This is a genomic window from Planosporangium spinosum (assembly GCF_049999945.1).
Taxonomy (GTDB): Bacteria; Actinomycetota; Actinomycetes; order Mycobacteriales; family Micromonosporaceae; genus Planosporangium; species Planosporangium spinosum.
In genome coordinates this window covers 173,478-199,745 of record NZ_JBLYUB010000007.1, presented here as the reverse complement: position 1 = coordinate 199,745, position 26,268 = coordinate 173,478, and the positions used below count along the sequence as shown (strand labels likewise).

16 protein-coding genes are annotated in these 26,268 nt (G+C 72.1%); 6 read left to right on the top strand and 10 right to left on the bottom strand.

Features of this window, described 5'->3' with window-relative positions:
* Positions 1-65: 65 nt before the first annotated feature.
* The 4 genes from ACNTMW_RS12415 to mraZ all read right to left on the bottom strand — a co-directional run bounded on the left by ACNTMW_RS12415 (position 66) and on the right by mraZ (position 4,787).
* Positions 66-2,348, bottom strand: a complete 2,283-nt coding sequence (locus ACNTMW_RS12415; protein ID WP_426633615.1) for a peptidoglycan D,D-transpeptidase FtsI family protein — start codon at positions 2,346-2,348, stop codon at positions 66-68.
* A gap of 4 nt (positions 2,349-2,352) precedes the next feature.
* Positions 2,353-2,961, bottom strand: a complete 609-nt coding sequence (gene ftsL / locus ACNTMW_RS12410) for a cell division protein FtsL (RefSeq protein ID WP_426633614.1) — start codon at positions 2,959-2,961, stop codon at positions 2,353-2,355.
* 47 nt (positions 2,962-3,008) lie between these two features.
* On the bottom strand, positions 3,009-4,142 hold the full coding sequence (gene rsmH, locus ACNTMW_RS12405; RefSeq protein WP_426633613.1) for a 16S rRNA (cytosine(1402)-N(4))-methyltransferase RsmH: 1,134 nt from the start codon (positions 4,140-4,142) through the stop codon (positions 3,009-3,011).
* A 213-nt stretch (positions 4,143-4,355) separates the two neighbouring features.
* Positions 4,356-4,787 (bottom strand): division/cell wall cluster transcriptional repressor MraZ, encoded by a 432-nt coding sequence (gene mraZ, locus ACNTMW_RS12400; protein ID WP_426633736.1) that lies wholly within the window; start codon positions 4,785-4,787, stop codon positions 4,356-4,358.
* A 527-nt stretch (positions 4,788-5,314) separates the two neighbouring features.
* On the opposite strand from mraZ, the gene ACNTMW_RS12395 reads away from it, so the two are divergent.
* Entirely contained in the window at positions 5,315-6,547 is a 1,233-nt protein-coding gene (locus ACNTMW_RS12395) for a MurT ligase domain-containing protein (protein WP_426633612.1), read from the top strand.
* Positions 6,548-6,565: 18 nt separating this feature from the next.
* Positions 6,566-7,276 (top strand): type 1 glutamine amidotransferase, encoded by a 711-nt coding sequence (locus ACNTMW_RS12390; RefSeq protein WP_426633611.1) that lies wholly within the window; start codon positions 6,566-6,568, stop codon positions 7,274-7,276.
* A 105-nt stretch (positions 7,277-7,381) separates the two neighbouring features.
* On the opposite strand, the gene ACNTMW_RS12385 is transcribed toward ACNTMW_RS12390, so the two are convergent.
* From ACNTMW_RS12385 to ACNTMW_RS12370, 4 genes are all read right to left on the bottom strand, one after another.
* Positions 7,382-9,346 (bottom strand): hypothetical protein, encoded by a 1,965-nt coding sequence (locus ACNTMW_RS12385; protein WP_426633610.1) that lies wholly within the window; start codon positions 9,344-9,346, stop codon positions 7,382-7,384.
* Between the two features lie 239 nt (positions 9,347-9,585).
* Complete coding sequence (gene leuS, locus ACNTMW_RS12380; RefSeq protein ID WP_426633609.1) at positions 9,586-12,456, bottom strand: leucine--tRNA ligase; 2,871 nt, start codon at positions 12,454-12,456, stop codon at positions 9,586-9,588.
* A 279-nt stretch (positions 12,457-12,735) separates the two neighbouring features.
* Positions 12,736-14,106, bottom strand: a complete 1,371-nt coding sequence (locus tag ACNTMW_RS12375; RefSeq protein WP_426633735.1) for a glycosyltransferase family 4 protein — start codon at positions 14,104-14,106, stop codon at positions 12,736-12,738.
* A gap of 323 nt (positions 14,107-14,429) precedes the next feature.
* The gene (locus tag ACNTMW_RS12370; protein WP_426633608.1) at positions 14,430-16,340 is read right to left on the bottom strand and encodes an amylo-alpha-1,6-glucosidase; all 1,911 of its coding nucleotides are present in this window, start codon (positions 16,338-16,340) and stop codon (positions 14,430-14,432) included.
* A 43-nt stretch (positions 16,341-16,383) separates the two neighbouring features.
* Between ACNTMW_RS12370 and ACNTMW_RS12365 the strand changes: the two genes are divergently transcribed.
* From ACNTMW_RS12365 to ACNTMW_RS12350, 4 genes are all read left to right on the top strand, one after another.
* Positions 16,384-19,062: an MGH1-like glycoside hydrolase domain-containing protein gene (locus ACNTMW_RS12365; RefSeq protein ID WP_426633607.1), complete on the top strand. Its 2,679-nt coding sequence runs from the start codon at positions 16,384-16,386 to the stop codon at positions 19,060-19,062.
* A gap of 283 nt (positions 19,063-19,345) precedes the next feature.
* Positions 19,346-20,341: an AAA family ATPase gene (locus ACNTMW_RS12360; protein ID WP_426633734.1), complete on the top strand. Its 996-nt coding sequence runs from the start codon at positions 19,346-19,348 to the stop codon at positions 20,339-20,341.
* 1 nt (position 20,342) lies between these two features.
* Positions 20,343-21,641: a DUF58 domain-containing protein gene (locus tag ACNTMW_RS12355; protein ID WP_426633606.1), complete on the top strand. Its 1,299-nt coding sequence runs from the start codon at positions 20,343-20,345 to the stop codon at positions 21,639-21,641.
* A 52-nt stretch (positions 21,642-21,693) separates the two neighbouring features.
* Entirely contained in the window at positions 21,694-24,162 is a 2,469-nt protein-coding gene (locus ACNTMW_RS12350; protein WP_426633605.1) for a transglutaminase TgpA family protein, read from the top strand.
* Positions 24,163-24,404: 242 nt separating this feature from the next.
* On the opposite strand, the gene ACNTMW_RS12345 is transcribed toward ACNTMW_RS12350, so the two are convergent.
* Together ACNTMW_RS12345 and ACNTMW_RS12340 are read right to left on the bottom strand one after the other, a co-directional pair.
* A complete protein-coding gene (locus ACNTMW_RS12345; protein WP_426633604.1) occupies positions 24,405-24,788 on the bottom strand; it encodes a DUF3040 domain-containing protein in 384 nt (127 codons plus the stop codon).
* Positions 24,789-24,966: 178 nt separating this feature from the next.
* A complete protein-coding gene (locus tag ACNTMW_RS12340) occupies positions 24,967-26,232 on the bottom strand; it encodes a DNA polymerase IV (RefSeq protein WP_426633603.1) in 1,266 nt (421 codons plus the stop codon).
* Positions 26,233-26,268 lie beyond the last annotated feature (36 nt).

The following is a 26,268-nucleotide window of genomic DNA, read 5'->3' as shown; positions in this document are numbered from 1 at the left end:
GGGGCTAGACCCTACCCGTACCCGTGTCGGTCGGTTGGAGAAGGCCGTCCACGTATGGGCAACCCTCAACCGGTGATCCGGAACGGCGGCGGCTGCGTCCCGGTCGGCGGAACCTGGTTGCGACCCAGGGTGAAGGCCATCATGTCGGAGAACGCCGGCGCCGAGATGTCGCCGCCCTCACCCTTCGGGGTGTGCGCGAAGACACCGATGACGTAGCGCGGCGCGTCGGCGGGTGCCATACCGATGAACGACGCTACGTCGCCGGGGGCGTACTTGCCGTCCGGCCCGACGAACTTGCCGGTGCCGGTCTTGCCCGCCACCCGGTAGCCGGGTACCGCGGCCTTGTGGCCGGTGGCCCCGTCGGCCACCACGACGGCCTCCAGCATTCCGCGCAACGCGTCGGCGGTCTGCGTGGACAGCACCCGGCGGGTCTTCGGCGCGGGCGCGGGGGTGACCTTGCCGTCGGCTGAGATCTCCGCCTTGACCAGGTGTGGCTGCACCCATTCACCGCCGTTGGCGATCGCCGCGTACGCGGCGGTCATCTGCAGCGGGGTGGTCGAGATGCCCATACCGATCGGGACCGAGCCGTAGCTGGAGCCGCTCCAGTTCTTCGGCGGCTGGATCAGGCCCGCGGACTCGCCCGACAGCCCCTCGCCGGTCGTCGTGCCGAGGCCGAACTTCTGCTGGTACTCGTACAGTTTCGCCGGCCCCAGCTGGTCAGCGATCTTGATAGTGCCCACGTTGGACGAGTACGCGAGGATGCCCGGCAGCGTGATCCGGGTACCCTCCGGCAGCGGGTGGGTGTCGGAGTACGTCGTGTCGCCCTTACGGATGGTGGGCCCGATCGGCACGGTCGTGTCCGGCTTGACGACCCCCTCCTGGAGGGCCGCGCCGAGCGTGATCGCCTTCGCCACCGACCCGGGATCGACCACCAGGTCGGTGTTGGCGTCGATGAGGTTGCGCTGGTTGGCCTTCGTCGGCTCGGCGGCGTCGTAGCCGGGGTAGCTGGCCTGGGCCAGCACCTCGCCGGTCCGGACGTCCATCACCACCGCCGAGGCGAAGGTGGCCTTGGCCTTCTTCGCCTGCTGCGACAGCGCCGACTGCACGTGGAACTGCAGGTCGCTGTCGATGGTCAGCTGCAACGACGAGCCCGGCCGGGCCGGCGTCTCCTTGTGGAGACCGCCCGGGATCTCGGTGGCGACGTCACCGCCGCCGCTCTCGAAGGTCCGCTGGCCCGGCACCCCGCGCAGCAGCTTGTCGTAGCTCTGTTCGATCCCCGCCACGCCGCTGAGGTTGTAGTTGGTGAAGCCGAGGAGGTTGGCCGCGAGGTCGTGACCTGGTACGTCGCGGCGCTCGTCGTCGTCGATGGTCACGCCGGCCAGGTTGAGCGCGTTGATCTTCTCCCCGACGCTGATGTCGACTCCGCGGGCGAGGTACTCGAACTGGACCGGCGTGCCGTCCTTGAGCGTGTGCCGGGTGAGCTTCGGCAGCAGTTCGGAGACCGGCTTGCCCAGCAGCGGGGCGAGTTGCCGCGCCGTCGCCTGGGGATCCTTCACCTGGGTGGGATCGCCGATGATCATGTTCGTCTTGACGCTGTGCACCAGGACCTTGCGGTCGCGGTCGTAGATGGCACCGCGGGGCGCCGGCAGCGACACGGTCTGGATCCGGTTGTGCAGGCCGCGCGCCGCGTACGCCTTCGCGTCCATCAGCTGCAGCTCCACCAGCCGGCCGCCGATCACCACGAACGCGACGAGCATCAGGACGCTCGCCAGCCGTAGCCGGCGGCGCGGGTCCGGCAGCCGGACCTGGCGCTTGGGCCGGCGTACCGGCCGGCGCGCCGGCGGGACGAGCCGGCCCGCTCCCGGACGGCCCCGCGTCTTCGTGGGCGTACCCGCCCCGGCGCGGCCACCGGCCGCGCCCGCGCTCCTACCGGCGGCCGGGATGCCCCGGCCGGCACCGACGCCCCGGCCCACGGCGGGCTCGGGGCGCGGCGACCGGGCGGGCGCCGGTACGGTCGCCACGGTCGCCGCACCGGCGCCCGCCCGGTCGCGGGTACGCGCCGCGGCGGCCCGGCCACCCCGGGCCGCCCGCTCGTCCGCTCCGCCCTTGACGACCTGCAGCGCCGGCCGGAACGGGTCGCCGCCCCGGCTGCGCTGCCCCCGCTCGGCGTCGGCCTCCCGGATGCTGCGCCCACGGGGGGTGTAGCGACGGGCGTCGCCGATGCCGGAGCGGCCGGTGCCGCCCCCGCGTTCGGCGCTCCCGCGCAGCGGCGCCACCGCCGGGTCCGCGGACGGGTCGGTGACGCCACCGCGGGAACCGCGACGGGGATCGGAGGGGCGGGGCGGCACGTCGCTACCGCCGGGACTGGCCGGCAGCGCCGGTACGCTGGCCGTTGTTCTGCTGCGCCGTGGTACCGGCGGCGGCCGGCCGCGCCCCGGTGCCCGACTGCGCCGAGGACGGCCGCGGAACGCTGAGCACCTTGCCGTCGGGCAGCGTGATGATCGCCGGACGCTCGGCCGGGACCATGCCCACCCGCCGCGCCGCGGCCGCCAGGCTGGTCGGGGACTCCTTCTCCGCCAGGTCCTTGGTCAGCTGCGCCTCGGTACGGTCGAGCCGGCCCTGCTGCTTCTGCAGCGTCTCCAGCCGGAACGCGTTCTCGTTGATCTTGGTGTTGAGTACCAGGATGCCGACCACGCCCGTGATCACCGTGACCAGCACGCCGGCCACGAATGGCGTCTTGGGAACGCTGACCGGAGCCGGCGGCGCCACCCGCAGCCGGGGAAGCGTCGGACGGTTCGCGGCCGGCCGATCCTGCTCCTGCGGCGCCAGCGCCGTGTTACCCGCCGTGGCAGGCACCCCGCTGCCGTACTCCCGCTCCATGGCCGCACGCCGATCCCCCGCGATCCGGCCCCCCGACCGCGGTGTAACCTGCTGCCGCCGGTACGGCAGTGCAGTTGTCATGTAGTTCACCCCTTTTCGCAACTCTCGGGTTGCGTTGTGGACGGTCCTCAGTCCTGATCCGATGCGGACCGCCCGTTCTGTTCCCCGGTCCGCCGATTCGCGGTCGGCACACCGGGCTGATGCATTGCCTTCGGTCGACGCGGCGGCCGGGGTTCCCGCCCCGGCCGCCTGCCGCCGTTTCTGTGCCCCGTCGGGGCGACACCCAATCCCTGACCTCCCGGCCGCCCGGCCGTCGGGTCCACCTTCTCCGCCGCGCGCAGCTTCACCGACGCCGCCCGCGGGTTCGCCGCCACCTCCGCCTCGGTCGGTGGCTCCGCACCCCGGGTGAGCAGCCGGAACGTCGGTGCCGTCCCGGGCAGCTCCACCGGCAGGTCCACCGGCGCCGTCGACCGCGTACGGGCCGTCAACGCCTGCTTCACCAACCGGTCCTCCAGCGAGTGGTACGACATCGCCACCACCCGGCCGCCCGGCGTGAGCGCGTCGAGAGCGGCCGGCAGCGCCCGTTCGAGCGCCGTCAACTCCTCGTTGACCTCGATGCGCAACGCCTGGAAGGTGCGCTTGGCCGGATGCCCGCCGGTACGCCTCGCCGGTGCCGGGATGGCGTCCCGGACCAGCTCGGCCAAGCGCGCCGAGGACGTGAGGGGTGCCTTCGCCCGTTCCCGGACGATCGCCGCCGCAATCCGTGACGCAAATCTCTCTTCGCCATACACCCGCAGAATCCGGGTCAGCTCGCCGGCGCCGTAGGTGTTGACCACCTCTTCGGCCGTACGACCCCGGGTCTGGTCCATCCGCATGTCCAGGGGTGCGTCCTGGGCGTACGCGAACCCCCGGGTGGCCTCGTCGAGCTGCAGCGAGGACACACCGAGGTCGAACAGGACCGTGTCGACCGCGTCGATCGACAGCCGCGCGAGGACCTCGGGCAGCTCGTCGTAGACGGCGTGCACGAGGTGGGTGCGCCCGGCGAACCGGGCCAGCCGCCGCCCCGCCAGCTCCAGCGCCTGGGGATCACGGTCCAGTCCGACCAGGGTCACCCGCGGATGGGCCTCGAGAACCGCCTCCGCGTGTCCGCCGAGGCCGAGCGTGGCATCGACGTGCACCGCTCCGGGCCGGGTGAGGGCGGGGCCGAGCAGCTCGAGACACCGCTCGAGCAGAACGGGTACGTGGGTACCACGCTCCCCCATGTCGACCCCCTCATCACCTCAGGCCTGATGGCGTTTCGCGGTCGCCATCAGGCCTGCGGTTTCCCGCCGGCCGGGCGACGTACCACCAGATCCCCATCCGCTCGTCCGCCTGGCTCTGGGGAAGTAGAGCCAGGAGCACTAGCGGCTGGAGATCTAGCGGTACGCCGTGACCGGTGTGGTGTGCGTCCCTAGTGGACTGCTGTTCACGTGAGATCACAGCCCGCCGGGCAGCACCCCCTCTTCGATGCCGGCGAAGTCCTCCTCGCTCTCGGCGAGATAGGTATCCCAGGCTTGCCGGTCCCAGATCTCCACCCGGGTGCTCGCCCCGATCACGACGAGTTCGCGGTTGAGCCCGGCATACTCCCGCAGGTGGCCCGGGATGGTGACCCGGCCCTGCTTGTCGGGCACCTCGTCGTGCGCGCTGGCGAAGAACACCCGGCTGTAGGCCCGGGCGGCCTTGTGCGTCATCGGCTGCTCGCGCAGTTGACTGGCGATGCGGGCGAACTCGGCGACGGGAAACACGTAGAGGCATCGCTCCTGCCCTTTGGTGATCACGACACCTCCCGCCAACTCGTCCCGGAACTTCGCTGGCAGGATCAGCCGGCCCTTGTCGTCCAGGCGGGGCGTGTGGGTGCCGAGAAACAAGACCCCCACTCCCCTCCCGCACTCCGCGGTTCCCCCCGGGGCCGGCCGAGCCACCGGCTCCGCCATTGGGCCCCACTCTACTCCACTTCCCTCCACCGTCAACGCGAAATCACGCGGTGTGGTCGCGCGCTCGCACCAGAAACCGCAGCTCAGGGAGGGTGATCCTGGGTGGAGCACCCCACCGGCCCCATCCCCGCTGGTCGCTATTCCGACACGATCATGCCCGGTCGGACGTACCGAAAAGTGTTTTTTGAGGTTTTTGTCGCTGGCGTGTCGCGGCCACTGTGGAGCGAAGTGGAGCGGCCGGAGCGACATCGAGCGGCCGACGTGGAGCGGCCGGAGCGACATCGAGCGGCCGACGTGGAGCGGCCGGAGCGACATCGAGCGGCCGACGTGGAGCGGAACGCAACGTCCGGCGTGGTCCGCCCGCCGGCGCTCCGCGGGGTCGGTTCCGCGCCCTCCCGGCACAGCGCGCGTGGACGCCGGACGGTAGGGTCGCCGTTATCGCCGACCCCCGTGAGAGCGAGATGACGACGAAGAAGCTGCCGCTGCGGGCCAAGCTCGCTACGTCGGCGACGCGCAGCGCCGCCGCACTCTCCCGAGCCACCGGACGAGGTGACGGTTCGGTCATCGGTGGCCGGATCGGGCTCATGATCGACCCGAACCTGCTCGCCGAGCTGGCCGCCGGCCGCCAGATCGTGCTGATCTCCGGCACCAACGGGAAGACCACGACGACCAGGCTCGCCACCGCCGCGATGAGCGTGCTGGGCAAGGTCGCCACCAACGGCCTGGGCGCCAACATGCCCACCGGGCACGCATCGGCCCTGGCCAAGGCCGGCCCGACGCCGTACGCGGTGCTGGAGGTCGACGAGCACTACCTCGACCAGGTCCTCGACGCCACCCACCCGCGGGTGGTCGCGCTGCTCAACCTCAGCCGCGACCAGCTCGACCGGGCCAAAGAGGTCGCCATGATGGCCGCGATGTGGCGGGAGTGCCTCGCCGGGCGCGACATCCAGGTGGTGGCCAACGCCGACGACCCGATGGTGACCTGGGCTGCGCAGTCGGCCGAGCACGTCACCTGGGTCGCCGCCGGACAGCGCTGGCACGACGACTCGTGGGTGTGCCCGGAGTGCGGTTCGACCATCGAGCGGATGGGCGACGCCTGGTGGTGCGGCGGCTGCCCGCTGCACCGGCCGGTTCCCTCGTGGACGGTCCAGCACGAGGGCGTGGTCGACCCGAACGGCACCTACCACGAGGTGAAGCTCCAGCTGCCGGGCCGGGTCAACCGGGCCAACGCCGCCACCGCCCTCGCCGTCGCGGCCCACTTCCGGGTCCGGGTCGAAGACGCCCTGCCGCGACTGGCCGACGTGAAGTCGATCGCCGGCCGCTACGCGACGGTGGAGCGCGACGGCCGCCTGATCCGGCTGCTGCTGTCGAAGAACCCGGCCGGCTGGCTGGAAGCGTTCGACATGGCCGAGAACGTGCCGACGCTGCTGGCCATCAACGCTCGCGACCCCGACGGCCTCGACACCTCGTGGCTGTACGACGTGGACTTCTCGCCGCTGCACGGGCGCCGGGTGCTCATCTCCGGTGACCGCGCGATGGACCTGGCGGTCCGGTTGACCGTCAACGGCATCCCGTTCGAGCACGTCCCGTCGTTCGGTCAGGCGGTGGCCGCGGTACCGCCGGGCCGCCTGGAAGTGATCGCCAACTACACGGCGTTCCAGGACATCCGGGCAGAGCTCGACCGTGTCAACTAGCCGAGCGGAGCGCGACTGATGTCAACCGAGTCCCACCTGCGACTGGTCTGGGTCTACCCGGACCTGCTGTCGACCTACGGCGACCGGGGCAATCTGCTGATCCTGGCCCACCGGGCCGGTCTGCGCGGGCTGCCGGTCGAGAGCATCGAGGTCCGCTCCGACCAGGCGCTGCCCGCCGACGGGGACATCTACCTGCTCGGCGGCGGCGAGGACGGCCCGCAGTCCCTGGCCTCCCAGCGGCTGCTCGCCGACGGCGGCCTGCACCGCGCCGTCGACCGGGGCGCGGTCGTCTTCGCCGTGTGCGCCGGGTACCAGCTGCTGGGCAGCTCCTTCTACGCCAAGGGCACCCAGTGCCAGGGCCTGGAACTGCTCGACCTGCGCTCCGACCGGGGTCCTACCCGGGCCGTCGGCGAGCTCGCCGGCGACATCGACTCCCGGCTGGGCCTGCCCCGGCTGAGCGGCTTCGAGAACCACGGCGGCCGCACCCACCTCGGCCCCGGCGTCTACCCGCTCGCGCGGGTCACCACCGGCGTCGGCAACGACGGCGAGACCGAGGGCGCCTGGCGCGGCAAGATCCTGGGTACGTACTCGCACGGTCCGGCGCTGGCGCGCAACCCGGCGCTGGCCGACCTGCTGCTGCGCTGGGCCACCGGCAGCGCGCTGCGACCGGTCGACGACACCTGGCCCGACGCGCTGCGCAGGGAGCGCCTGACCGCTGTGGCACCATGACCCCCGCAGCATCATGATCCCCACAGTTCGGGCGAGACCGCGGCATCCCACGCGTGGATGGCAGCGGTTTCACCCGAACTGCGTGGACCTCAGGGGATGTGGACCTCAGGGGATGGTGTAGACCACCACGTCGCGATCGTCCGTGCGGGTGATGCCGAGTTCGCTGACCACCGCGTCGGACGACGCGGCCCCCGCGTAGGCCGTACCGGCGATCCTGTCCTTCAGCACGATCACTGTCTTCACCCCGATCCGGCGCAGGTAGGCCACGCTCACGCGATCGGGGAACGACGTCATCGCGTCACGGGCGGTGCGCTGGCCCCGAGGACCGAACCCGCTGCCGCCGTTGACCATGGGCTGGAACGCCGTGGTGGACCAGAGCATCACCTGCTCGTCGGTGAGCTGGTCACTGGGCAGGACCAGGAGCGGCCCGGTCGCCGTGCGAAGCGCCGCTGGCTGAGGCGGCATGACCGGATGCTCCAGCCTGTTCCCGCCCTCGACGAGCACGAGCAGCAGCGGCAGCAGGGTGGCCAGCCGGACGCCGAGGTGGGGCCGGCCCGACGGCCGTCGTACGGCGAGCCGGTACGATCGGACGACCAACGCGTTGACCGCGCCCGCCGCCAGGACCGCGAGCAGCAGGGTCGTCCAGAGGACCAGCCGGCCCGGCGTCCGGATGCCGTCCCAGCCGGGTGCGTACTCGAACAGCGGCACGTACGTGAAGCGACCGCCGCCGGGGAATCGCGTTCCCATCGCCAGCACCGCACTCGCCACGGCGGCGGCGAGCAGCCAGAGCCGGGTACGCCGTGGCCACGTCGAGAAGAACAGGCCGACAACGGCCAGGCCGATCAGGATGAAGCCGGGAAGCAGCGTCGTCTCCGCCGGCGCCACCATGGCGTCCCGGACGCGGGCGTGCGCGTCGCCCCACAGCCACGACTGGGCGGGCGCGGTGACGAAGGCACGCAGCGTCGGCGAGAAGATCCGCAGGTCGTGGAGGGAGCGTCTGGCCTCCGGGTGCTGCGCGACGACCTCCAGGTACGGCCGCGCCATGAACGCGCCCACCACGCCGAAGATCGCCAGGCCGACGCCGTCGGCGACGAGGACACGCCGGCCGGGTACGGGGCGGCCCCGTCCGGCCCGGCGCAGCCAGCATCCGCCGGCGACCGCGGTGAGCGCCCCGAGCACGTATGCGAACGGCAGGCCGATGCCGAACCCGAGGCTGATCTGCCAGGCGGCCACCGACCAGCCGGCCACCACCCACCCCGGCCGGACCCGGTCGCGGGAGAAGCCGTGGGTGAACGAGAACCCGTGGCCGCGTGCCAGCATGGCGAACGCCAGCGGGATGCCGCCATGGGAAAGCACGTGCATGTGCCCGGCCTGCCCCCAGCGCCACGGCGCGTACGCGCAGGCCGCGCCCGCCACCGCGGCGGCGACGCGACCGGCACCCAACTGCCGGATCAACGCGTACGGGCCGACGAACGCCAGGGCGTGCAGCAGGACGAACATGATGTTGTACCGGACCAGCGCGGCGGCCGGGCCGGTGCCGATGAGCCCCGCCGGGAAGTAACCGAACAGCGTGTCGGAGAACGCGAAGCTCAACCGGTCGGGGAAGAACGCGTTGGCGTTCCAGAGGTTGACCGGATCGTGGGTGAGCGCGTGCCCGGCCCAGGCCATCTGCCACGCCTGCAGCGCCGGATCCCACGTGTCGGCCGGGATCGTGGTCGCCGGGTGTCGCACGGCCGGCCAGGTCATGAGAACAGCCAGGGCGAGCGCGCCCAGACAGACCAGGGTCCATTCGTGCGAGAGGAACCGTCCCGTACGGTGGACCACCCGGTCGAACCGCTCCGCCGGGCGGCGGGGCGCGGCCCGCGATCCCGTCCGGAGCCGCTCGGACTCCGGCGCCGGCGTTCCGACGCAGGCGCGCGACCCGCCCTCCGATTTCGGAGTGCCGGCGCCCTCCCGCTCGCTCGTCCCGGTCTTCGTCCGAACCGCGTCGTGGTGCCCGGTCCTGGACTCCGTCTGCTGAACCGCGTCGTGGTGCCCGGTCCTGGACTCCGTCTGCTCCCAGCCGGGCATCTACCTGCTCCTCATCGATGTCGAATGCCGGCCGCAGCCAACCAGTGCGCGTGACACGCACATGGACGGCTACGACTCAAGGGGTGGCGCGGCGTTGTCGTCCTCGTACAAGATCCGCGCAATGTCGCATGTATTGCTGCTATCCCAGCGGGGAAGCAGCAATGTTTGCGACATTGCGCGGATCTTGGGGCAGCGCGAGCGGGCCGGGCAGCGCGAGTGGCCCCGCGCCGCCCGCGACGTCAGACGACGACGCTGACCATCCGGCCCGGCACCACGATCACCTTCCGCGGCTCCTTGCCGGCCAGGTGGTCGGCGACGTCGGCCAGCGCGGCGGCCCGCACGGCGTCCTGCCCCGCGTCCGCGGGGACCTCGATCCGGCCGCGTACCTTGCCGTTGACCTGTACCGGATAGGTGACGGTCTCAGCAACCAGCAGTCGCGGGTCGGCCTCCGGGAACGGCACGTACGCCACCGTCTCGTCGTGGCCCAGCCGCTGCCACAGCTCCTCGGCGACGTGCGGCGCGAACGGTGACATCATCAGGACCAGCGGCTCCACGACCTCGCGCGACGCGCCGGCCCCGGAAACCGCGGTGGCCCGGTTGGTCAGCTCGATCAGCTTCGCGATCGCCGTGTTGAACCGCATCGCGTCCATGTCCTCGCGGACCCCGGCGATCACGCGGTGCAGCAGGCCCCGCGTCTCGGTGTCGGCCGGGTCGTCGACCACCCGGGTCGCCCCGGTCTGTTCGTCGACGACCAGCCGCCAGACCCGCTGCAGGAACCGCTGCGCACCGACCACCGCCCGGGTCTCCCACGGCCGGGACACGTCCAGCGGGCCCATCGACATCTCGTACACCCGGAACGTGTCGGCGCCGTACACCTCGCACATCTCGTCCGGGGTGACCACGTTCTTCAGGGACTTGCCCATCTTGCCGTACTCCCGCCTTACCTCCTGGTCGTTCCAGAAGTAGCGGCCGTCGGTCTCGACGACCTCCTCGGCGGGCACGTACACGCCGCGCGCGTCGGTGTAGGCGTACGCCTGGATGTAGCCCTGGTTGAACAGCTGCCGGAACGGCTCACGGCTCGAGACGTAGCCCAGGTCGTACAGCACCTTGTGCCAGAACCGGGCGTACAGCAGGTGCAGCACCGCGTGCTCGACGCCGCCGACGTACAGATCGACACCGCCGACGTCGGACGCGTCGCGCGGGCCCATCCAGTACCGCTCGTTGGCCGGGTCGACCAGCGCGGCGTCGTTGCGCGGGTCCAGGTAGCGCAGCTCGTACCAGGACGAGCCGGCCCACTGCGGCATCGTATTGGTCTCGCGCCGGTACTTTCTCGGCCCGTCGCCCAGGTCCAGGGTCACCTCGACCCAGTCGGACACCCGCGACAGCGGCGTCTCCGGGTCGGTCTCGGCGTCGTCGGGGTCGAAGGTACGCGGCGAGAAGTCGTCGACCTCGGGCAGCTCGACCGGCAGCATCGACTCCGGCAGCGCGACCGGCAGGCCGGTCTCGTCGTACACGATCGGGAACGGCTCGCCCCAGTACCGCTGGCGGGAAAACAGCCAGTCACGCAGCCGGTAGGTCACCGCGCCCCGGCCGTGGCCGTTGGCCTCCAGCCAGTCGATGATCTTCGCCTTGGCCTCGGCGACGCCCAGACCGTCCAGGCTGAGCCCACTTTCAGGATCAGCGGAATTGATCGCCAGGCCGTCACCGGTGTACGCCTTGCCGTCGAAGCCCTCGGACGGCTGCACGGTCCGGATGATCGGCAGGTCGAAGACCTCGGCGAACTCCCAGTCACGCTCGTCCTGGCCGGGCACCGCCATGATCGCGCCGGTGCCGTAGCCGGCCAGCACGTAGTCGGCGATGAAGATCGGCAGCTTGGCGCCGTTGACCGGGTTGGTCGCGTACGCGCCGGTGAAGACGCCGGTCTTCTCCTTCGCGTCGGCCTGGCGCTCGACGTCCGACTTCGACTCCGCGAAGCGCCGGTAGGCGGCGACCGCCTCGGCCGGCGTGGCGTGCCCACCGGTCCAGGCCGGCTTCGTACCCTCGGGCCAGGCGTCCGACACCATTCCGTCGACGGCGGCGTGCTCCGGGGCCAGCACCATGTACGTGGCGCCGAACAGCGTGTCGGGCCGGGTGGTGAACACCCGCAGCGAACCGCCCTGGAACGGGAAGTCGACGTGCGCGCCGACCGACCGGCCGATCCAGTTGCGCTGCATGGTCTTGACCTTCTCCGGCCAGTCCAGCCGGTCCAGGTCCGCCAGCAGCCGGTCACCGTAGGCGGTGATGCGCATCATCCACTGCCGCAGGTTGCGCTTGAAGACCGGGAAGTTGCCGCGCTCGCTGCGCCCCTCGGGAGTCACCTCGGCGTCGGCCAGCGCGGTGCCCAGCCCGGGGCACCAGTTGACCGGAGCCTCCGCGACGTACGCCAGCCGGTGGTCGTCGACCAGCTGCCGGCGCTCCACCTCGGTCAGCTCGGCCCACGGCCGACCGTCGGGCGTGGGCCGCTCACCGGAGGAGAACGCGGCGATCAGGTCGGCGATCGGGCGGGCCGTCCGCCGCTCCGGGTCGTACCACGAGTTGAAGATCTGCAGGAAGATCCACTGCGTCCAGCGGTAGAAGTCGGGCTCGGTGGTGGCGAAGCTGCGCCGGTCGTCGTAGGCCAGGCCCAGCCGGCGCAGCTGCGACCGGTACCGCTCGACGTTGGCCTCGGTCGTGGTGCGCGGGTGGGTGCCGGTCTGCACCGCGTACTGCTCGGCCGGCAGGCCGAACGCGTCGAAGCCCATCGGGTGCAGCACGTTGTACCCGGTCATCCGCTTGTAGCGGGTGTAGGAGTCGGTACCGATGTACCCCAGGGGGTGGCCGACGTGCAGCCCCGACCCGGACGGGTACGGGAACATGTCCATCACGTACAGCTTCTCGGCGCCGGCGCGGGGGTGGCTCGGGTCGGCGAGCGCGCCGGTCGGGTTGGGCGCGTGGAACGTGCCGTTCTCCGCCCAGTAGTCCTGCCAGCGGGCCTCGATCTCGTTCGCCATCGCGGCGGTGTACCGGTACGGCGGGACGTCACCGGCACCGTCCGCCGCATGTACCGCCGTCGTGTCGGCTACCTCGCTCATCGTGTCTTCGCCACCTTCTTCGGCCGGTTCCTCGCGGTCAGCATGTCAAAGCATCGGATCCGGGTTCACAGCACCCGGGATGCGGTGCGGGCATGAAAAAACCCCTCACACAGGAGGGGTCGCCGTGCTGGTCACCGTCTGGTGCGTCAGCACGGCCCGCTAAGAAGCCGGAACTGCCGGGTCATGGAGGCGAGTGTACCGCGCCGCTGCTGGGCAGGCCGCCCCGATACCCGCGCCGCCCGGGGGTACCGAGCGCCCTCCCCGACCGGCAGCGGCGCGTCAGAGGGCCAGCAGGTTCCCCTCCGGGACCACGATCCGGGGGCGCACCACCGCGCCGGCACCGGCGGCCCGGGGCACGCCGGCACCCGCCGCCCGGGCGCCGGCGGCCCCGCCGGCTCCAGCGGCACCGGCACCGTTACCCGCACCCGCACCCGCACCCGCGCCCGCGAACACCGATGCCTCCGTCGGCTCGAACGCCGGCGCGCGGCGCAGCGCGCTCCCGTACGCCTCGACGGTGCGCCGGGCCACGGTCGCCCAGCCGTACCGCTCGGCGACCATGATCCGCGCATCCTGGGCGACCCTGCCGGCGAACGACGGGTCGGCGAGCAGCGAGCCGACCGCGCCGGCGAGGCCGTCCGGGTCCTTGGGCGGGAACGTCACACCGGTGACCCCGGGCTCGACGATCTCGGTCAGGCCGCCGGTCGACGCCACCGCCAGCGGCGCGCCCGCACAGGCGGCCTCCAGCGCGACCATGCCGAACGGCTCGTAGATGCTCGGTACCACCACCGTGTCCATCGCGGCGAGCACCGCCGGCAGCTCGTCCTGGTCGAGCCGGCCGGTGAAGCTCACCGCCCGGTGCAGCCGCCGGCCGCGCACCTCCTCCTGGAGGGCCTGCCGGTACGGCCCGTCGCCGGAGATCACCACGCGCAGGCCCGGGTACGCGGCCCGCAGCCGGGGCATGGCCGCGATCAGGTCCTGCACGCCCTTCTCGTACACCAGCCGGCCGGCGAACCCGACGACCGGCCCCTCGCCGACGTAGCGCGCCCGGGCCGCGGCGACCGCCCGCGGCGTCGCGCGCCACCTGGCGCCGTTGACCCCGTTGGGGATCACCTCGATCTTGCCGGCGGGCAGGTCCAGCAGGCGGCCGACCTCCCAGCGCATGTACCCGGAGCAGACCAGCACCCGGCTGGCCTCCTGGCCCAGCCAGTACTCCACGGAGTGGATGCACTTGTTCATCTCGCCGGGCAGCCAGCCCTGGTGGCGGCCGGCCTCCGTGGCGTGGACGGTGGCGACCAGTGGCAGGCCGAGGTGCTCCTTGCACGTGACCGCGGTGTGCGTGACCAGCCAGTCGTGGGCGTGGATCAGGTCGTACCCGCCGCTCTCGGCGGCCCGCAGCGCGGCCCGGGTGAGGGCGTGGTTGAACGCCATCGTCCAGGCCAGGAGCGTCGACGTCGACAGCGGGAACAGCGGCGGGTCCTCGGGGGCGCGCACCACCCGGACACCGTCGACGTACTCCTCCAGCGGGGCGCCCGCCGCGTGCCGGGTGACCACGGTGACTTCGTGCCCGGCCGCGACCAACGCGGTGGACAGCTCGTGCACGTGGCGCCCGAGGCCGCCGACGACCACCGGTGGGAATTCCCAGGAGAGCATCAGGATCCGCAACGGCCGGGATTTCCGGAACTGGTCGATGCTGTCACCGATGGCGTGGTGCACACCGCCGCGCCTGTCGCTGCCCACGCCCGTGCCGATGCCCACGCCGTTACGCTCGTCGCCGCCTGTGCCCTTGCCGATGCCTATGTCGTCGCCCACGCCGCGGCCCCTTTTGTCGCCGGTCATCCTCCCGAGGCACGGGTCACCGGCACCGCGGGAAGTCGCATTTCCCGCCGTGTCGACGAAGGGGTGCCTGGGATTGGTTCTTATCTTGCCCGGTTTGGGTTACCGCCGATGCAGAATGCATTTCCTGGATGTAACGCTCACCTGATTCTCTGGCGAACCCGGAGAGCCTCCGCCACCGACCATGCCTGGAACGGACAGCCCGTGGCCCGGTGCGGCGCATCCGCGTCGGCGGTCTCGCTGACCGATCCGACTCCCCACTCTGACAGATGCACGTCGATACCGCACAGTAACCTGGGCGGTACTGTGCGCAAAAGCACGGCGGTGTCCGTAAAGGGGCCGATCAGCCACGGCCAGACGGTGCCCTGGTGGTAGGCACGGTCCCGGTCGGCCGGTCCGCCGCGGTGCCGGCCGCGGTATGCCGGGTCGCCGGGTGCCAGGCTGCGCAGCCCCAGCGGGGTGAGCAGCGCGGCGCTGACCGCCCGGAACGCCGCCGCGCCGCCGTCGGGGGCCGGTCCGTACGGCAGCGACCAGGCCAGTAGCTGGTTGGGGCGCAGCGCGCCGTCGTCGCCGTCGTCGCCGTCGACCACGTCGTACAGCCACCCGGCCGGGGACGGGAAGCGCCGGGCGAAGCTGGCGACGGCCCGGTCGCGCAGCGCGGTGAGGTCGGTGGCGTCCCGGCCCAGCCGGTTCCGCAGCGCCGCCAGCGCGCCGAGCCCGTTGATCCACAGCGCGTTGACCTCGACCGGCTTGCCGATCCGCGGCGTCACCGCGACCCCGTCCACTCGCGCATCCATCCAGGTCAGCGCCTCACCGGGCACGCCCTGCGTGATCAGCCCGTCGGTTGGGTCCATCCGGATGCCGTAGCGGGTGCCCGCCACGTGCGCGACGACGATGCTCATCAGCGGATCGACCAGCTCGGCGGCCAGGTCCGTGTCACCGGTACGGGCGACGTGCCGGGCCACCGCGTGCAGGAACCACAGCGTGCCGTCGACGGTGTTGTACTCGGTCGCGCCCGTGTCGGCGGTGTTGGCCAGCATTCCCCGCGACAGCGTCGCCGCGTACCCGCGCAGCAGCGCGCGGCCCTCGTCGGCGCGGCCGGTCGCCAGGAACAGGCCCTCGTAGGAGATCATGGTGTCCCGCGACCAGGCCCCGAACCAGGGGTAGCCCGCGACGACGTCGGGCGTACCGGTCTCGATCACGAACGCGTCGGCGGCCAGGGCCAGCGCGGCCTCGGTACCGTCGGCGGGCTTCGCGGCCGCGGCCACCTCCCGGGCCCGCCGCCGCGCGGCGTCGACCACGTCGGCCGGGCGCGGCGGCCGTGCGTCGAGGTCACCGGCCCAGGCCGACACCTCCAGCGCCTCGCCGGCCCCGAGGTGGGCCGAGAAGCTGCCGGCATACCAGAGGTCCTCGACGGCGTTCAGCCCCCGCGCGGCCTCCTCCCGGGCGTAGGCCCCGGTGTACCACTCCCCCGCCGGCCGCCAGTTCGGCCCGGCGAGCCGGTAGGCACCGGCGATCACGGCGCCGTCCGCGGCCGGCACGGTCGGCAGGTCGCCGCCCGCGTGCCGCTCGCCGTGCGCGTCCCGCCAGGTGCACAGCGCCTCCAGGGTCAGCGTCGCCTCGCCGGCGACCAGCCGGTGCACGACCGCCAACGACGGGCTGCCGTGGACCATGGCCAACTCCCGCTCGACCACGACGTCGCCGATCCGCCAGCGCCAGGTCGGCAATCCGTCGACGAGCGTGAACGACTCCAGGAACCGGTATCCTTGCGGCTCGACGGCGCCCGAGGCCCACTCGTGGGTACCGAGGCGGATCACGGTCCCCGACGGGAGCGTGATCACCGGGTCGAGCGCGACGAGGCCGACGTGGCGCGCGGCCGCGGTCGCCCCGGAGACCACGAGCAGCGCGTGGTATCGGCGGGTGCGCAGCCCGCAGACCGTACCCATGGCATAGCCGCCACGGCCGTCGGTGACCAGCCACTCGCGGCCGGCGCCCGCGGCGAGGTCAGCGCTGACCTGGGGGCCGAGCACGATCGGCGGGGCGTAAGCCATCGAAGACCTCCGAAGTAGCCGGTCGTAACCGGCATTGGGGACAATGCCCAGTGTGATCGAGGAGCCGACAGTGATCGAAGCGGACCCCGGCGCCGAGCGCGCCCGGCTGGCGGAGGCGAACTCCGGTGAGCGTCCGTGGCAGGCCTGGGGACCGTACCTGTCGGAACGAGCCTGGGGCACGGTCCGCGAGGACTACAGCGAGTGGGGCACCGCCTGGGACTACTTCCCGCACGACCACGCCCGGTCCCGGACGTACCGTTGGAACGAGGACGGCATGGCCGGCATCTGCGACGAGAAGCAGCTCTTCTGCTTCGCCCTCGCGCTGTGGAACGGCAAGGACCCGATCCTCAAGGAACGCATGTTCGGGATGGGCGGCGACCGGGGCAACCACGGCGAGGACGTCAAGGAGTACTGGTGGTACCTGGACTCCACGCCCACCCACTCCTGGATGCGCTGGCGCTACCACTATCCGCAGGCCGAGTTCCCGTACGGCGCCCTCGATGTGGAGAACGGCCGGCGGGGCCGGCGGGATCCGGAGTACGAGCTCGTCGACACCGGCGTGTTCGACTCCGACCGGTACTGGATGGTCGAGGTCGACTACGCCAAGGCCGGCCCGACCGACATGTGCGTCACGATCATCGCCGAGAACCGCGGGCCGGAGCCGGCGACCCTGCACGTGCTCCCCACGCTGTGGTTCCGCAACACCTGGTCGTGGGGGCTGCCCGGGCACGACTACGTGCCGACGATCCGGGCCAAGGACGCCTCGCTGGTGGCCGAGCACCGGTCCCTGGGCCGGTTGGTCCTCGCCGGTGACGGCTCACCGCAGCCGCTGTGCTGCGACAACGAGACCAACGCCGAGCGGCTGTGGGGAAGGTCCGGCCGGTCGCGGTACCCCAAGGACGGCATCAACGACCACGTCGTGAACGGCGCCGACACGGTCAACCCCGACCTGGAGGGCACCAAGGGCGCGCTGCACTACCTGCTGGCCGCCGCGCCCGGCGAGCGGGTCGAGATCCGGCTGCGCCTGACGCTGACCCCGACGGAGACCGAGGAGGCCCCCGCCCGGCTCGACGCCACCGACCTCGGCGACGGGTTCGCGCGGGTGACGGCGGCCCGCCGCGCCGAGGCCGACGCGTACTTCGCCGACCTCGTACCCGCCGGCACGCCGGCCGAGGAGGCCATGATCGTCCGGCAGGCGGCCGCCGGGCTCATGTGGGGCAAGCAGTTCTTCCACTTCGACGTGCGCCGCTGGCTCGACGGCGACCCGGCCTCCGAGCCACCGCCGCCCGGCCGCCGGTACGGGCGCAACAGCGCCTGGTGGCACATGAACTGCCAGGACGTCATCTCGATGCCCGACCCGTGGGAGTACCCCTGGTACGCGGCGTGGGACCTGGCGTTCCACTGCGTGACGATCGCCCGGTTCGACCCGGAGTTCGCCAAGGAGCAGATCCTCCTGCTGCTGCGGGAGTGGTACATGCACCCCAACGGCCAGATCCCGGCGTACGAGTGGGCGTTCGGCGACGTCAATCCGCCGGTGCACGCCTGGGCCGCGCTGCGGGTGTTCGAACTGGACGGCGGCACCGACTACGACTTCCTCGAACGGGTGATGCACAAGCTCCTGCTCAACTTCACCTGGTGGGTCAACCGCAAGGACCTGCGCGGCAACAACCTGTTCGAGGGCGGCTTCCTGGGCCTGGACAACGTCGGCCCGTTCGACCGCTCGGCGGCCCTGCCCGTCGCCGGCGTCCTCGAACAGTCCGACGGCACCGCCTGGATGGCGATGTACGCGCTCAACCTGCTCGACATGGCGCTGCTGCTGGGCACCCACGACCACGTGTACCAGGACATCGCGGTGAAGTTCTTCGAGCACTTCGCCTACATCGCCGGGGCGGCGTACTACCACGACCTGTGGCACGAGGACGACGCGTTCTTCTACGACGTGCTCCGCCTCGAAGGCGGCGAGACGGTACCGCTGAAGGTCCGCTCCGTCGTCGGCCTGCTGCCGCTGGCCGCCACCACGATCATCAGTTCGGCCACGCTGCACCGCCTGCCCGAACTGGCCGAGCGCATCCACTGGTTCCTCACCAAGCGCCCGGAGTACGGCGACGTGGTGGGCTCCAAGCGCGCCCGCGACGGCGAGGAACTGCGACTGCTGTCAATGGTCGGCCCGGACCAGTTGGTGCGGATCCTGAAGCGGATGCTGGCGCCGACGGAGTTCCTGTCGGATTTCGGACTCCGTACCCTCTCGCGCAGCCACGCCGAGCAGCCGTACACGGTGAACCTCGCCGGTACGGACTTCACCGTCGGGTACGAGCCGGGCGAGTCGACCAGTGGCCTGTTCGGCGGCAACTCCAACTGGCGCGGACCGATCTGGTTCCCGGTGAACTTCCTGCTCATCGAGGCGCTGCGCCGCTACGGCAGCTTCTTCGGCGACGACCTGCAGGTGGAGTACCCGGTCGGCAGCGGCGAGCGGCACGGCCTGACCGACGTGGCCGACGACCTGTCCCGCCGGCTCATCGCGATCTTCCGCGACGACGCGCGGGGGCACCGGCCGGTCTTCGGCGCCGAGGAGCTGTTCCAGCGCGACCCGGCCTGGCACGACCTGCTGCCGTTCTTCGAGTACTTCCACGGTGACACCGGGGCCGGGCTGGGCGCGTCGCACCAGACCGGCTGGACCGCCCTCGTGGTCGACCTGATCCTGCAGCTCCGCGCCCCGCGCTGAGCCGCCGCCGGGTCCCGCGTTCAGTCCCCCGCGTTTTTGGTACAGACGAGTGATCGTGGGCTCGTCCAATCGGAGTACTGTTAGCATCCCGCGCTGAACGGGTGTCCGGCGCCCTCGGGCGATCACGGATAGCCTGAGCACCACACACGGTCTGGGCGGGGCAGCAACGGACCGGCCTCCCGTACCGGTGGTCCGGTCGCCACAGTCGACGGTGGCTGTACCGCACACGCCTAGGAGGAGGCCCGTGACGACCCGACGTAGCCAGGATGAGCTCGGCAGGCCCATGCCGCCAATGGAGTTCCGCGCGGTGACCGAGGCGATCGTGGCGAACATCGAGCGGGTCATCGAGGGCAAGACGGCGACGATCCGGCTCGCGCTCGCCGTGATGCTCGCCGAGGGACACCTGCTCATCGAGGATGTACCCGGCGTCGGCAAGACGAAACTGGCCAAGGCCCTCGCCCGCTCCATCGACTGCTCCGTACGGCGCATCCAGTTCACACCGGACCTGCTGCCCAGCGACGTCACCGGCGTGAGCGTCTACAACCAGGAGGCGCGCGACTTCGAGTTCAAGCCGGGCGCGGTGTTCGCCAACATCGTCGTCGGTGACGAGATCAACCGGGCCTCGCCCAAGACGCAGTCCGCGCTGCTGGAGTGCATGGAGGAGCGGCAGGTCACGGTCGACAGCGTGACCTACCCGCTGCAGACGCCGTTCATGGTGGTCGCCACGCAGAACCCCATCGAGATGGAGGGCACCTACCCGCTGCCCGAGGCGCAGCGCGACCGGTTCACCGCCCGCATCGCCATGGGGTACCCGGACCCCAAGGCCGAGCTGGCCATGCTCGACGGTCACGGCGCCGAGGATCCGGTACTCGACCTGATGCCGGTCTCCGACGCGGCGACGATCCGCCGCGCGATCGCGACCGTGCGCGGCGTGCACGCCTCGGACGCCGTCCGGCAGTACGCGGTCAACCTGGTCACCGCCACCCGCGAGTCCGCCGACCTGCGACTGGGCGCCTCCCCCCGGGCCACCCTCCAGATGCTGCGGACCGCACGGGCGGTCGCCGCCCTCGAAGGGCGTGACTACGTGCTCCCCGACGACCTGCAGTCACTCGCGGTGCCGGTCCTCGCGCACCGCATCATCCCCACCGCCGAGGCCCAGCTGTCCCGGCGCACCACCGACGCCATCGTCGCCGACCTGGTACGCCGCCTGCCGATCCCCACCGACCGGCAGCGCTCCCCATACGACACCCGCAACCAGTACGACCCCGGAAGGCGATGAGGTGCGCGAGGCGCTGCGCGGACTGACCACGCGTGGCCGCTGCTTCCTGGCCGCGGCGTTCGCCTCGGCCATCGCCGCGCTGATCCTCGGCGAGAAGGACCTGCTGCGGGTCGCCGCGCTGCTGGGTGTGCTGCCGCTGCTGGCCGCCGGCTACGTCGGGCGTACCCGCTACAAGCTCTCCTGCACCCGTACGCTCGACCCGCAGCGGGTACCGGTGGGCGCGAGCGCCCAGGTGGTGCTGCGCCTGCAGAACCTGTCCCGGCTGCACACCGGCACGCTGATGCTCGAGGACCGCCTGCCGTACGCGCTGGGCAGCCGGCCGCGGCTGGTGCTGGAGCGGCTCGCCGCCCGCCAGGTCAGCTCGGTGGCCTACCGCGTCCGCGCCGACGTGCGCGGCCGGTACGAGGTGGGGCCACTGGCGGTGCGCCTGTCCGACCCGTTCGGGCTGTGCGAGCTGTCCCGGTCGTTCTCCACGGTCGACCGGCTCACCGTCACCCCGCAGGTCTTCCCGCTGCCGTCGATCCGGCTCGCCGGGGAGTTCGCCGGTACCGGCGAGAGCCGGGCCCGCTCGGTCGCCGTCCACGGTGAGGACGACGCCGCCACCCGGGAGTACCGCCACGGTGACGACCTGCGGCGGGTGCACTGGCGCTCGACCGCGCGGGTCGGCGAGATGATGGTGCGCCGCGAGGAGCAGCCGTGGGAGAGCCGCGCGACCGTCGTGCTCGACACCCGGGCGTCCGCCCACCGCGGCGAAGGCCCGACCGCCAGTTTCGAGTGGACGGTGTCGGCGGCCGCCAGCATCGCCCTGCACCTGCGCCACAGCGGGTACAAGCTGCGACTGGTCACCGGCATGGGCGTGGACCTGACGGTGAACGAGGTCGACGGCGCGGGCGCGCTGCTCGACCACCTCGCCGAGGTCACCCTGTCCGAGCAGGGCGACATCGCGACCCTGGTCGACCAGGTCCGGCGCCGCTCCGACGGCGGGCTGGTCATCGGACTGTTCGGCCTGCTGTCGCCGGCCGAGGCGGAACTGCTGGCCGGGCTGCGCGGCAACGGCACGACCTGCGTCGCGCTGTTCGTCGACAGCACCACCTGGCTGAACTCGGGTGCCGGCAGCCGGGAGACGACCGCGCGCACGCACGAGGCCGCCGCACTGGCGCTGCTGCGCGGCGGCTGGCGGGTCGTACCGGTCGGGCACGGCGCGCGGCTACCGGCACTGTGGCCGCAGGCCGCCCGTGGCAGCCAGGGCTTCGCCTACCGCGCCACGATGGCCGAGACGGTGGCCGGAAACCGACCGTGATCGTGGGTGGCCGTGATCGCAGGAAGGCTGTGAACATGAGAGGGACCTGGACGTGAACCAGCGCCGCCACCTCACTCTCGTCACCGCCGGGGCGACCGTCCTGGCGGCGCTGCCGCTGGCCACCGTGTTCACGCACTGGACCTGGTTCGTCGACGCACTGATCGTGGTCATCACGGTCAGTGGCGTCGGCCTGCTCATGCGTACCCTCCGGGTCGCCGCCTGGATCCCGACGGTCGTCATGGCCGCCGGTTTCCTGTTCGTGCTGACCTGGATGTTCCACAGTGGAGGCGAACTGGTCGGGGTGATCCCGACGCCGAAGACCTTCGCGCATTTCCACTCGCTGCTGGCGAGCGCCGGTCAGGACATGCAGGACATGGGCGTGCCGGTCGCCGACCGCGAGGGGCTGCTGTTCCTGTCGACGCTCGGGGTCGGCATCGTCGCGCTGCTGGTCGACCTGCTGGCCGTGGTGGTCCGGCGGCCGGCCCTGGCCGGCCTGCCGATGCTCGCGATCTACTCGGTCCCGGTGGCGGTCAGCGAGGAGAGCGTCAGCTTCCTGCCGTTCGCGGCCGGCGCCGGTGGCTTCATGTGGCTGCTGGCCACCGACAACGTCGACCGGATCCGGCGGTTCGGGCGGCGCTTCACCGGCGACGGCCGCGACGTCGACGCGTGGGCGCCCTCGCCACTGGCGGCGACCGGTCGCCGGCTGGCCCTGGTGGGCGTCGCGGTCGCGATCGTCGTACCGCTGGCCGTCCCCGGCAGCACGACCGGCCTGCTGGAGCGGTTCGGCCCGACCGGCGAGGGCGGTGGCTTCGGCGACGGCATCGGTCCGGGCGGCCGGTCACAGTCGGTGGACATGTTCGCGGTGCTCAGCGGCGAACTGAACAGCAACCGGACCTTCGACATGGTCAAGGTGACCACCAACGACCCGAACCCGTACTACCTGCGGTTCGGGGTGGCCGACGAGGTGTCACCGGCGGGGTTCCGCAGCCGTACCCCGGGTGGCGGCCAGCCGACGACCGCGGGGCTGCCGGCGCCGACGGTCGAGCCGGGCGTCGGGGTGGCGCTGCACCCGTACCGCGCCCAGGTGCAGATCCTGGCCCTGAAGATGAACGCCCTGCCGATCTACCTGCAGCCGACGAAGACCGACAAGCTGGACGCCTCGTGGCTGTACGACCGCGGCAACCAGATCGTCTACTCGCGCCGCAGCGACTCCCGCGACAAGAGGTACGGCTTCGAGTACGTCCGCCCGGAGTTCACCCCCGAGGCCCTGCGCACCGCCCGGCCGCTGGAGGCGAGCGACCCGCTGCAGCGGCAGTACACCACGGTGCCGCGCAACGCCGAGGTCGACCGGATCGTCACCGAGGTCACCGCCGGCAAGTCGACCCCGTACGACAAGGTCCGCGCGATCCACAGCTACTTCGCCTCCGACAACGGATTCACGTACAGCCTGCGGACCAAGAGCGGCACCAGCGGCAGCGCGATCGTCGACTTCCTCACCAACAAGCAGGGCTTCTGCGAGCAGTACTCGGCGGCCATGGCCTGGCTGGTACGGGCGGCCGGCATCCCGGCCCGGGTGGCCTTCGGGTTCAGCCGGGGCAACGCCCGCACCGGCGACACCTGGACGCTCACCAACCGCAACCTGCACGCCTGGACCGAGGTGTACTTCGAAGGGTTCGGCTGGGTACCGTTCGACGCCACCCCGGCGTCCTATGTCGGCGGCGTCGAGTCGGCCTGGGCACCGGACCCGAACCGGCCACAGAGCTCGTCCGGCGACACCCCTGCCGCCAGCGACCTGCCGATCCCGGGTGGTCCGGGCCCCTCCGGCACGACCGCGCCGGGGGACCGCCGGCTCGACGACCGCCTCGACACCGGCGGTTCGACCGGCACCACCCCCGCCGCCACGTCGTCCTGGTCGGTGTGGGGCATCCTCGGCGGGCTCCTGGTCGTCGTCCTGCTGTTCGCCCCCGCCCTGTGGCGGCTCCTGCTGCGTCGACGCCGGGCACCGCACCGCATCGGTGGCCCGGCCGCGGTGTCCGTCTTGGCGGGCTCGCCGGACCTGGTGGTCACCGGTGACCGCGACATGGACCTCGCCCGCCGCCGCGCCAACGTGGCGTGGGACGAACTGATCGACACCATGATCGACTACCGGTTGCCGGTGGACTTCGCCAGTACGCCGCGGGCGACCGCGGAGCGCCTGATCACCCTCGCGGCCCTGGACGAGTGGGCGGCCACCGGCGCCCGACTGCTCGGGCAGGCCGAGGAACGGGCCCGGTACGCGCGTCAGCCGCTGCGCAGCGACGACCTGACCGGGTCGCTGCGCACGGTACGGGAGGCGATCGCCCACCGGGTGTCCTGGCATACCCGGATCCGCGCGGTCGTCCTGCCGCCGTCGGTGGTGAGCCGGTGGCGGGTCGCGGTGACCGAGGCGTCGACCCGGGTCACCGAGGCGTTCCAGCAGCGGCGGGACGCCCTGGTCCGCGCGCTCGACGTCCGCGGCCGACTGGCGGGCGGGCGACGCTGACCCGCGCCGCCGGCTGACGGCGGCCGCTTCCCCGGCAGACGACGGCCGCCCGCCACAGCCGGGCGGCGGGGCGCACTAGCCGGGCAGCGGGGCGCACTAGCCGGGCGGCGGGGCGCACTGCGGCCATGCCGAAAGGGACCCGAGCACCGCTCAGGTCCCTGTTCAGGTGATCGGGTCTTCAGGTGGCCGGTCGATCTTCCGGCGGTGTCCTCTGGGCCGGGCTTCGGATGGGGCCCGGTGGGTCAGCCGTTGTCCTCGGGACGACGCCGCCACCGTTCTTCCAACCGGTCAACCAGTGACGAACGGCGTGGTCGGGTGCGCCGGCTCGCCGTTCCGCCGACCACCCGCAGGTCTCTGTTCTGCCCCTGCCGGTATGACTGCATCGCGAAGACCGCCGAGCCCAGCATGACCACGAACCCGGCCACGCCGACCAGGGCGACCTTGCTGAACGCACCGTAGATCAGCAGCGCGATACCGGCCAGGAACAGCACGGCAGCGATGACTATCCGACGACGCGCGTGAAAGCGCGGGTCGGTGGCGCGCACCGCCGAGGCGAACTTCGGGTCCTCGGCTAGCGACCGCTCGATCTGCTCGAACAGCCGCTGCTCGTGCTCCGAGAGCGGCACGGTACTCCTCCCCGGTCCTCGAGGGCCGATCCGCTCGGATCGACAGACCGTGACAGCCATCCGGCTGCTTAGTCGCAAGTTTACGAGCGGCCAAGCTGGTCGGAAAGCCGGACGACCGTCCAAGCGTACTGTTTTTCCCCGCCTGATGGAGGCCCCGGCCGGAAGTGGGAGGGCCAGATCACCCCGGCGGTTGACGTCCGCCCGTTGAACGCTTCGCCTCGTCGTCGAGCAGGCTCGCCGGGCGCACCAGACCACGGCCGAACCGGGCGGCCACCGCGTCGGCGGCCCGCTCGGCCTCCCGCCAGCCGCTGTCGCGCTCGCCGAGCGCGAGCTGCCGGGGCGCCGAAGCCCCCGCCGACAGCCCCTCGACCCGTACGCCGACCAACCGGATGGGCTCACCGGGGCGCAGCGCCTGGAACAGCGCCCAGGCGGTCTCGAAGATCTCCCGGGTGACGTCGGTGGCCACCGGCAGCGTACGGGACCGGTTGAGGGTACGGAAGTCGGCCAGCCGCACCTTGATCACCACCGTCCGGCCGCTCTGGCCCGCCTCGCGCAGCCGCCCGGCGGTCTTGCCGGCCAGCGCCAGCAGCGACCGGCGGATCACGTCGGGGTCGGTCACGTCGACGTCGAAGGTGGTCTCCGCCCCGATCGACTTCTCGACCCGCTCCGGCACCACCGTCCGGGGGTCGCGCCCCCACGACAGCTCGTGCAGGTGCAGCGCCGCGGCCTCACCGAGCGCGGAGCGCAGCATGCCGACCGGGGCCTCGGCGAGGTCGCGGACCCGCACCAGACCCAGCCGGCGCAGCGTCTCGGCGGTGCGCTCACCCACCCCCCACAACGCCTCGACCGGCAGCGGGTGCAGGAAGTCGAGGACCCGGTCGGCCGGCACCACGACCATGCCGTCGGGCTTGGCCCGGGTCGAGGCGAGTTTGGCGACGAACTTGCTCGGCGCCACCCCCACCGAGCAGGTCAGCCCCTGCTCGGCGAGGATCCTCCGGCGGATCGCGGCGGCGATCTCGGCGGGGCGACCGAACAGCCGCGCCGCGCCCGCGACGTCGAGGAACGCCTCGTCGGTGGAGAGCGGCTCGACCAGCGGGGTCACATCCCGGAAGATCGCCATGACGGCACGGGAGGCCGCCGAGTACGCCGCGAAGTCGGGCGGCAGGAAGACCGCGTGCGGGCACAGCCGCCTGGCCCGGCTGCCCGGCATGGCGCTGCGCACCCCGTACGCCCGGGCCTCGTAGCTGGCCGACGAGACGACCCCGCGCGGCCCCGCACCGCCCACCACGACCGGCCTGCCACGCAGCTCGGGCCGGCGCCGCACCTCCACGGAGGCGAAGAACGCGTCCATGTCGACGTGCAGGATGCAGCAGCCGGTGTCGTCGGCGTCCGCGCCGAACTCCCCGGTGCCGCCGTCTCTGGGCAGTGACTGGCTGCGCCCCACGACCGGCAGGTTACCGGCGGGCTCCGACAGATCGCC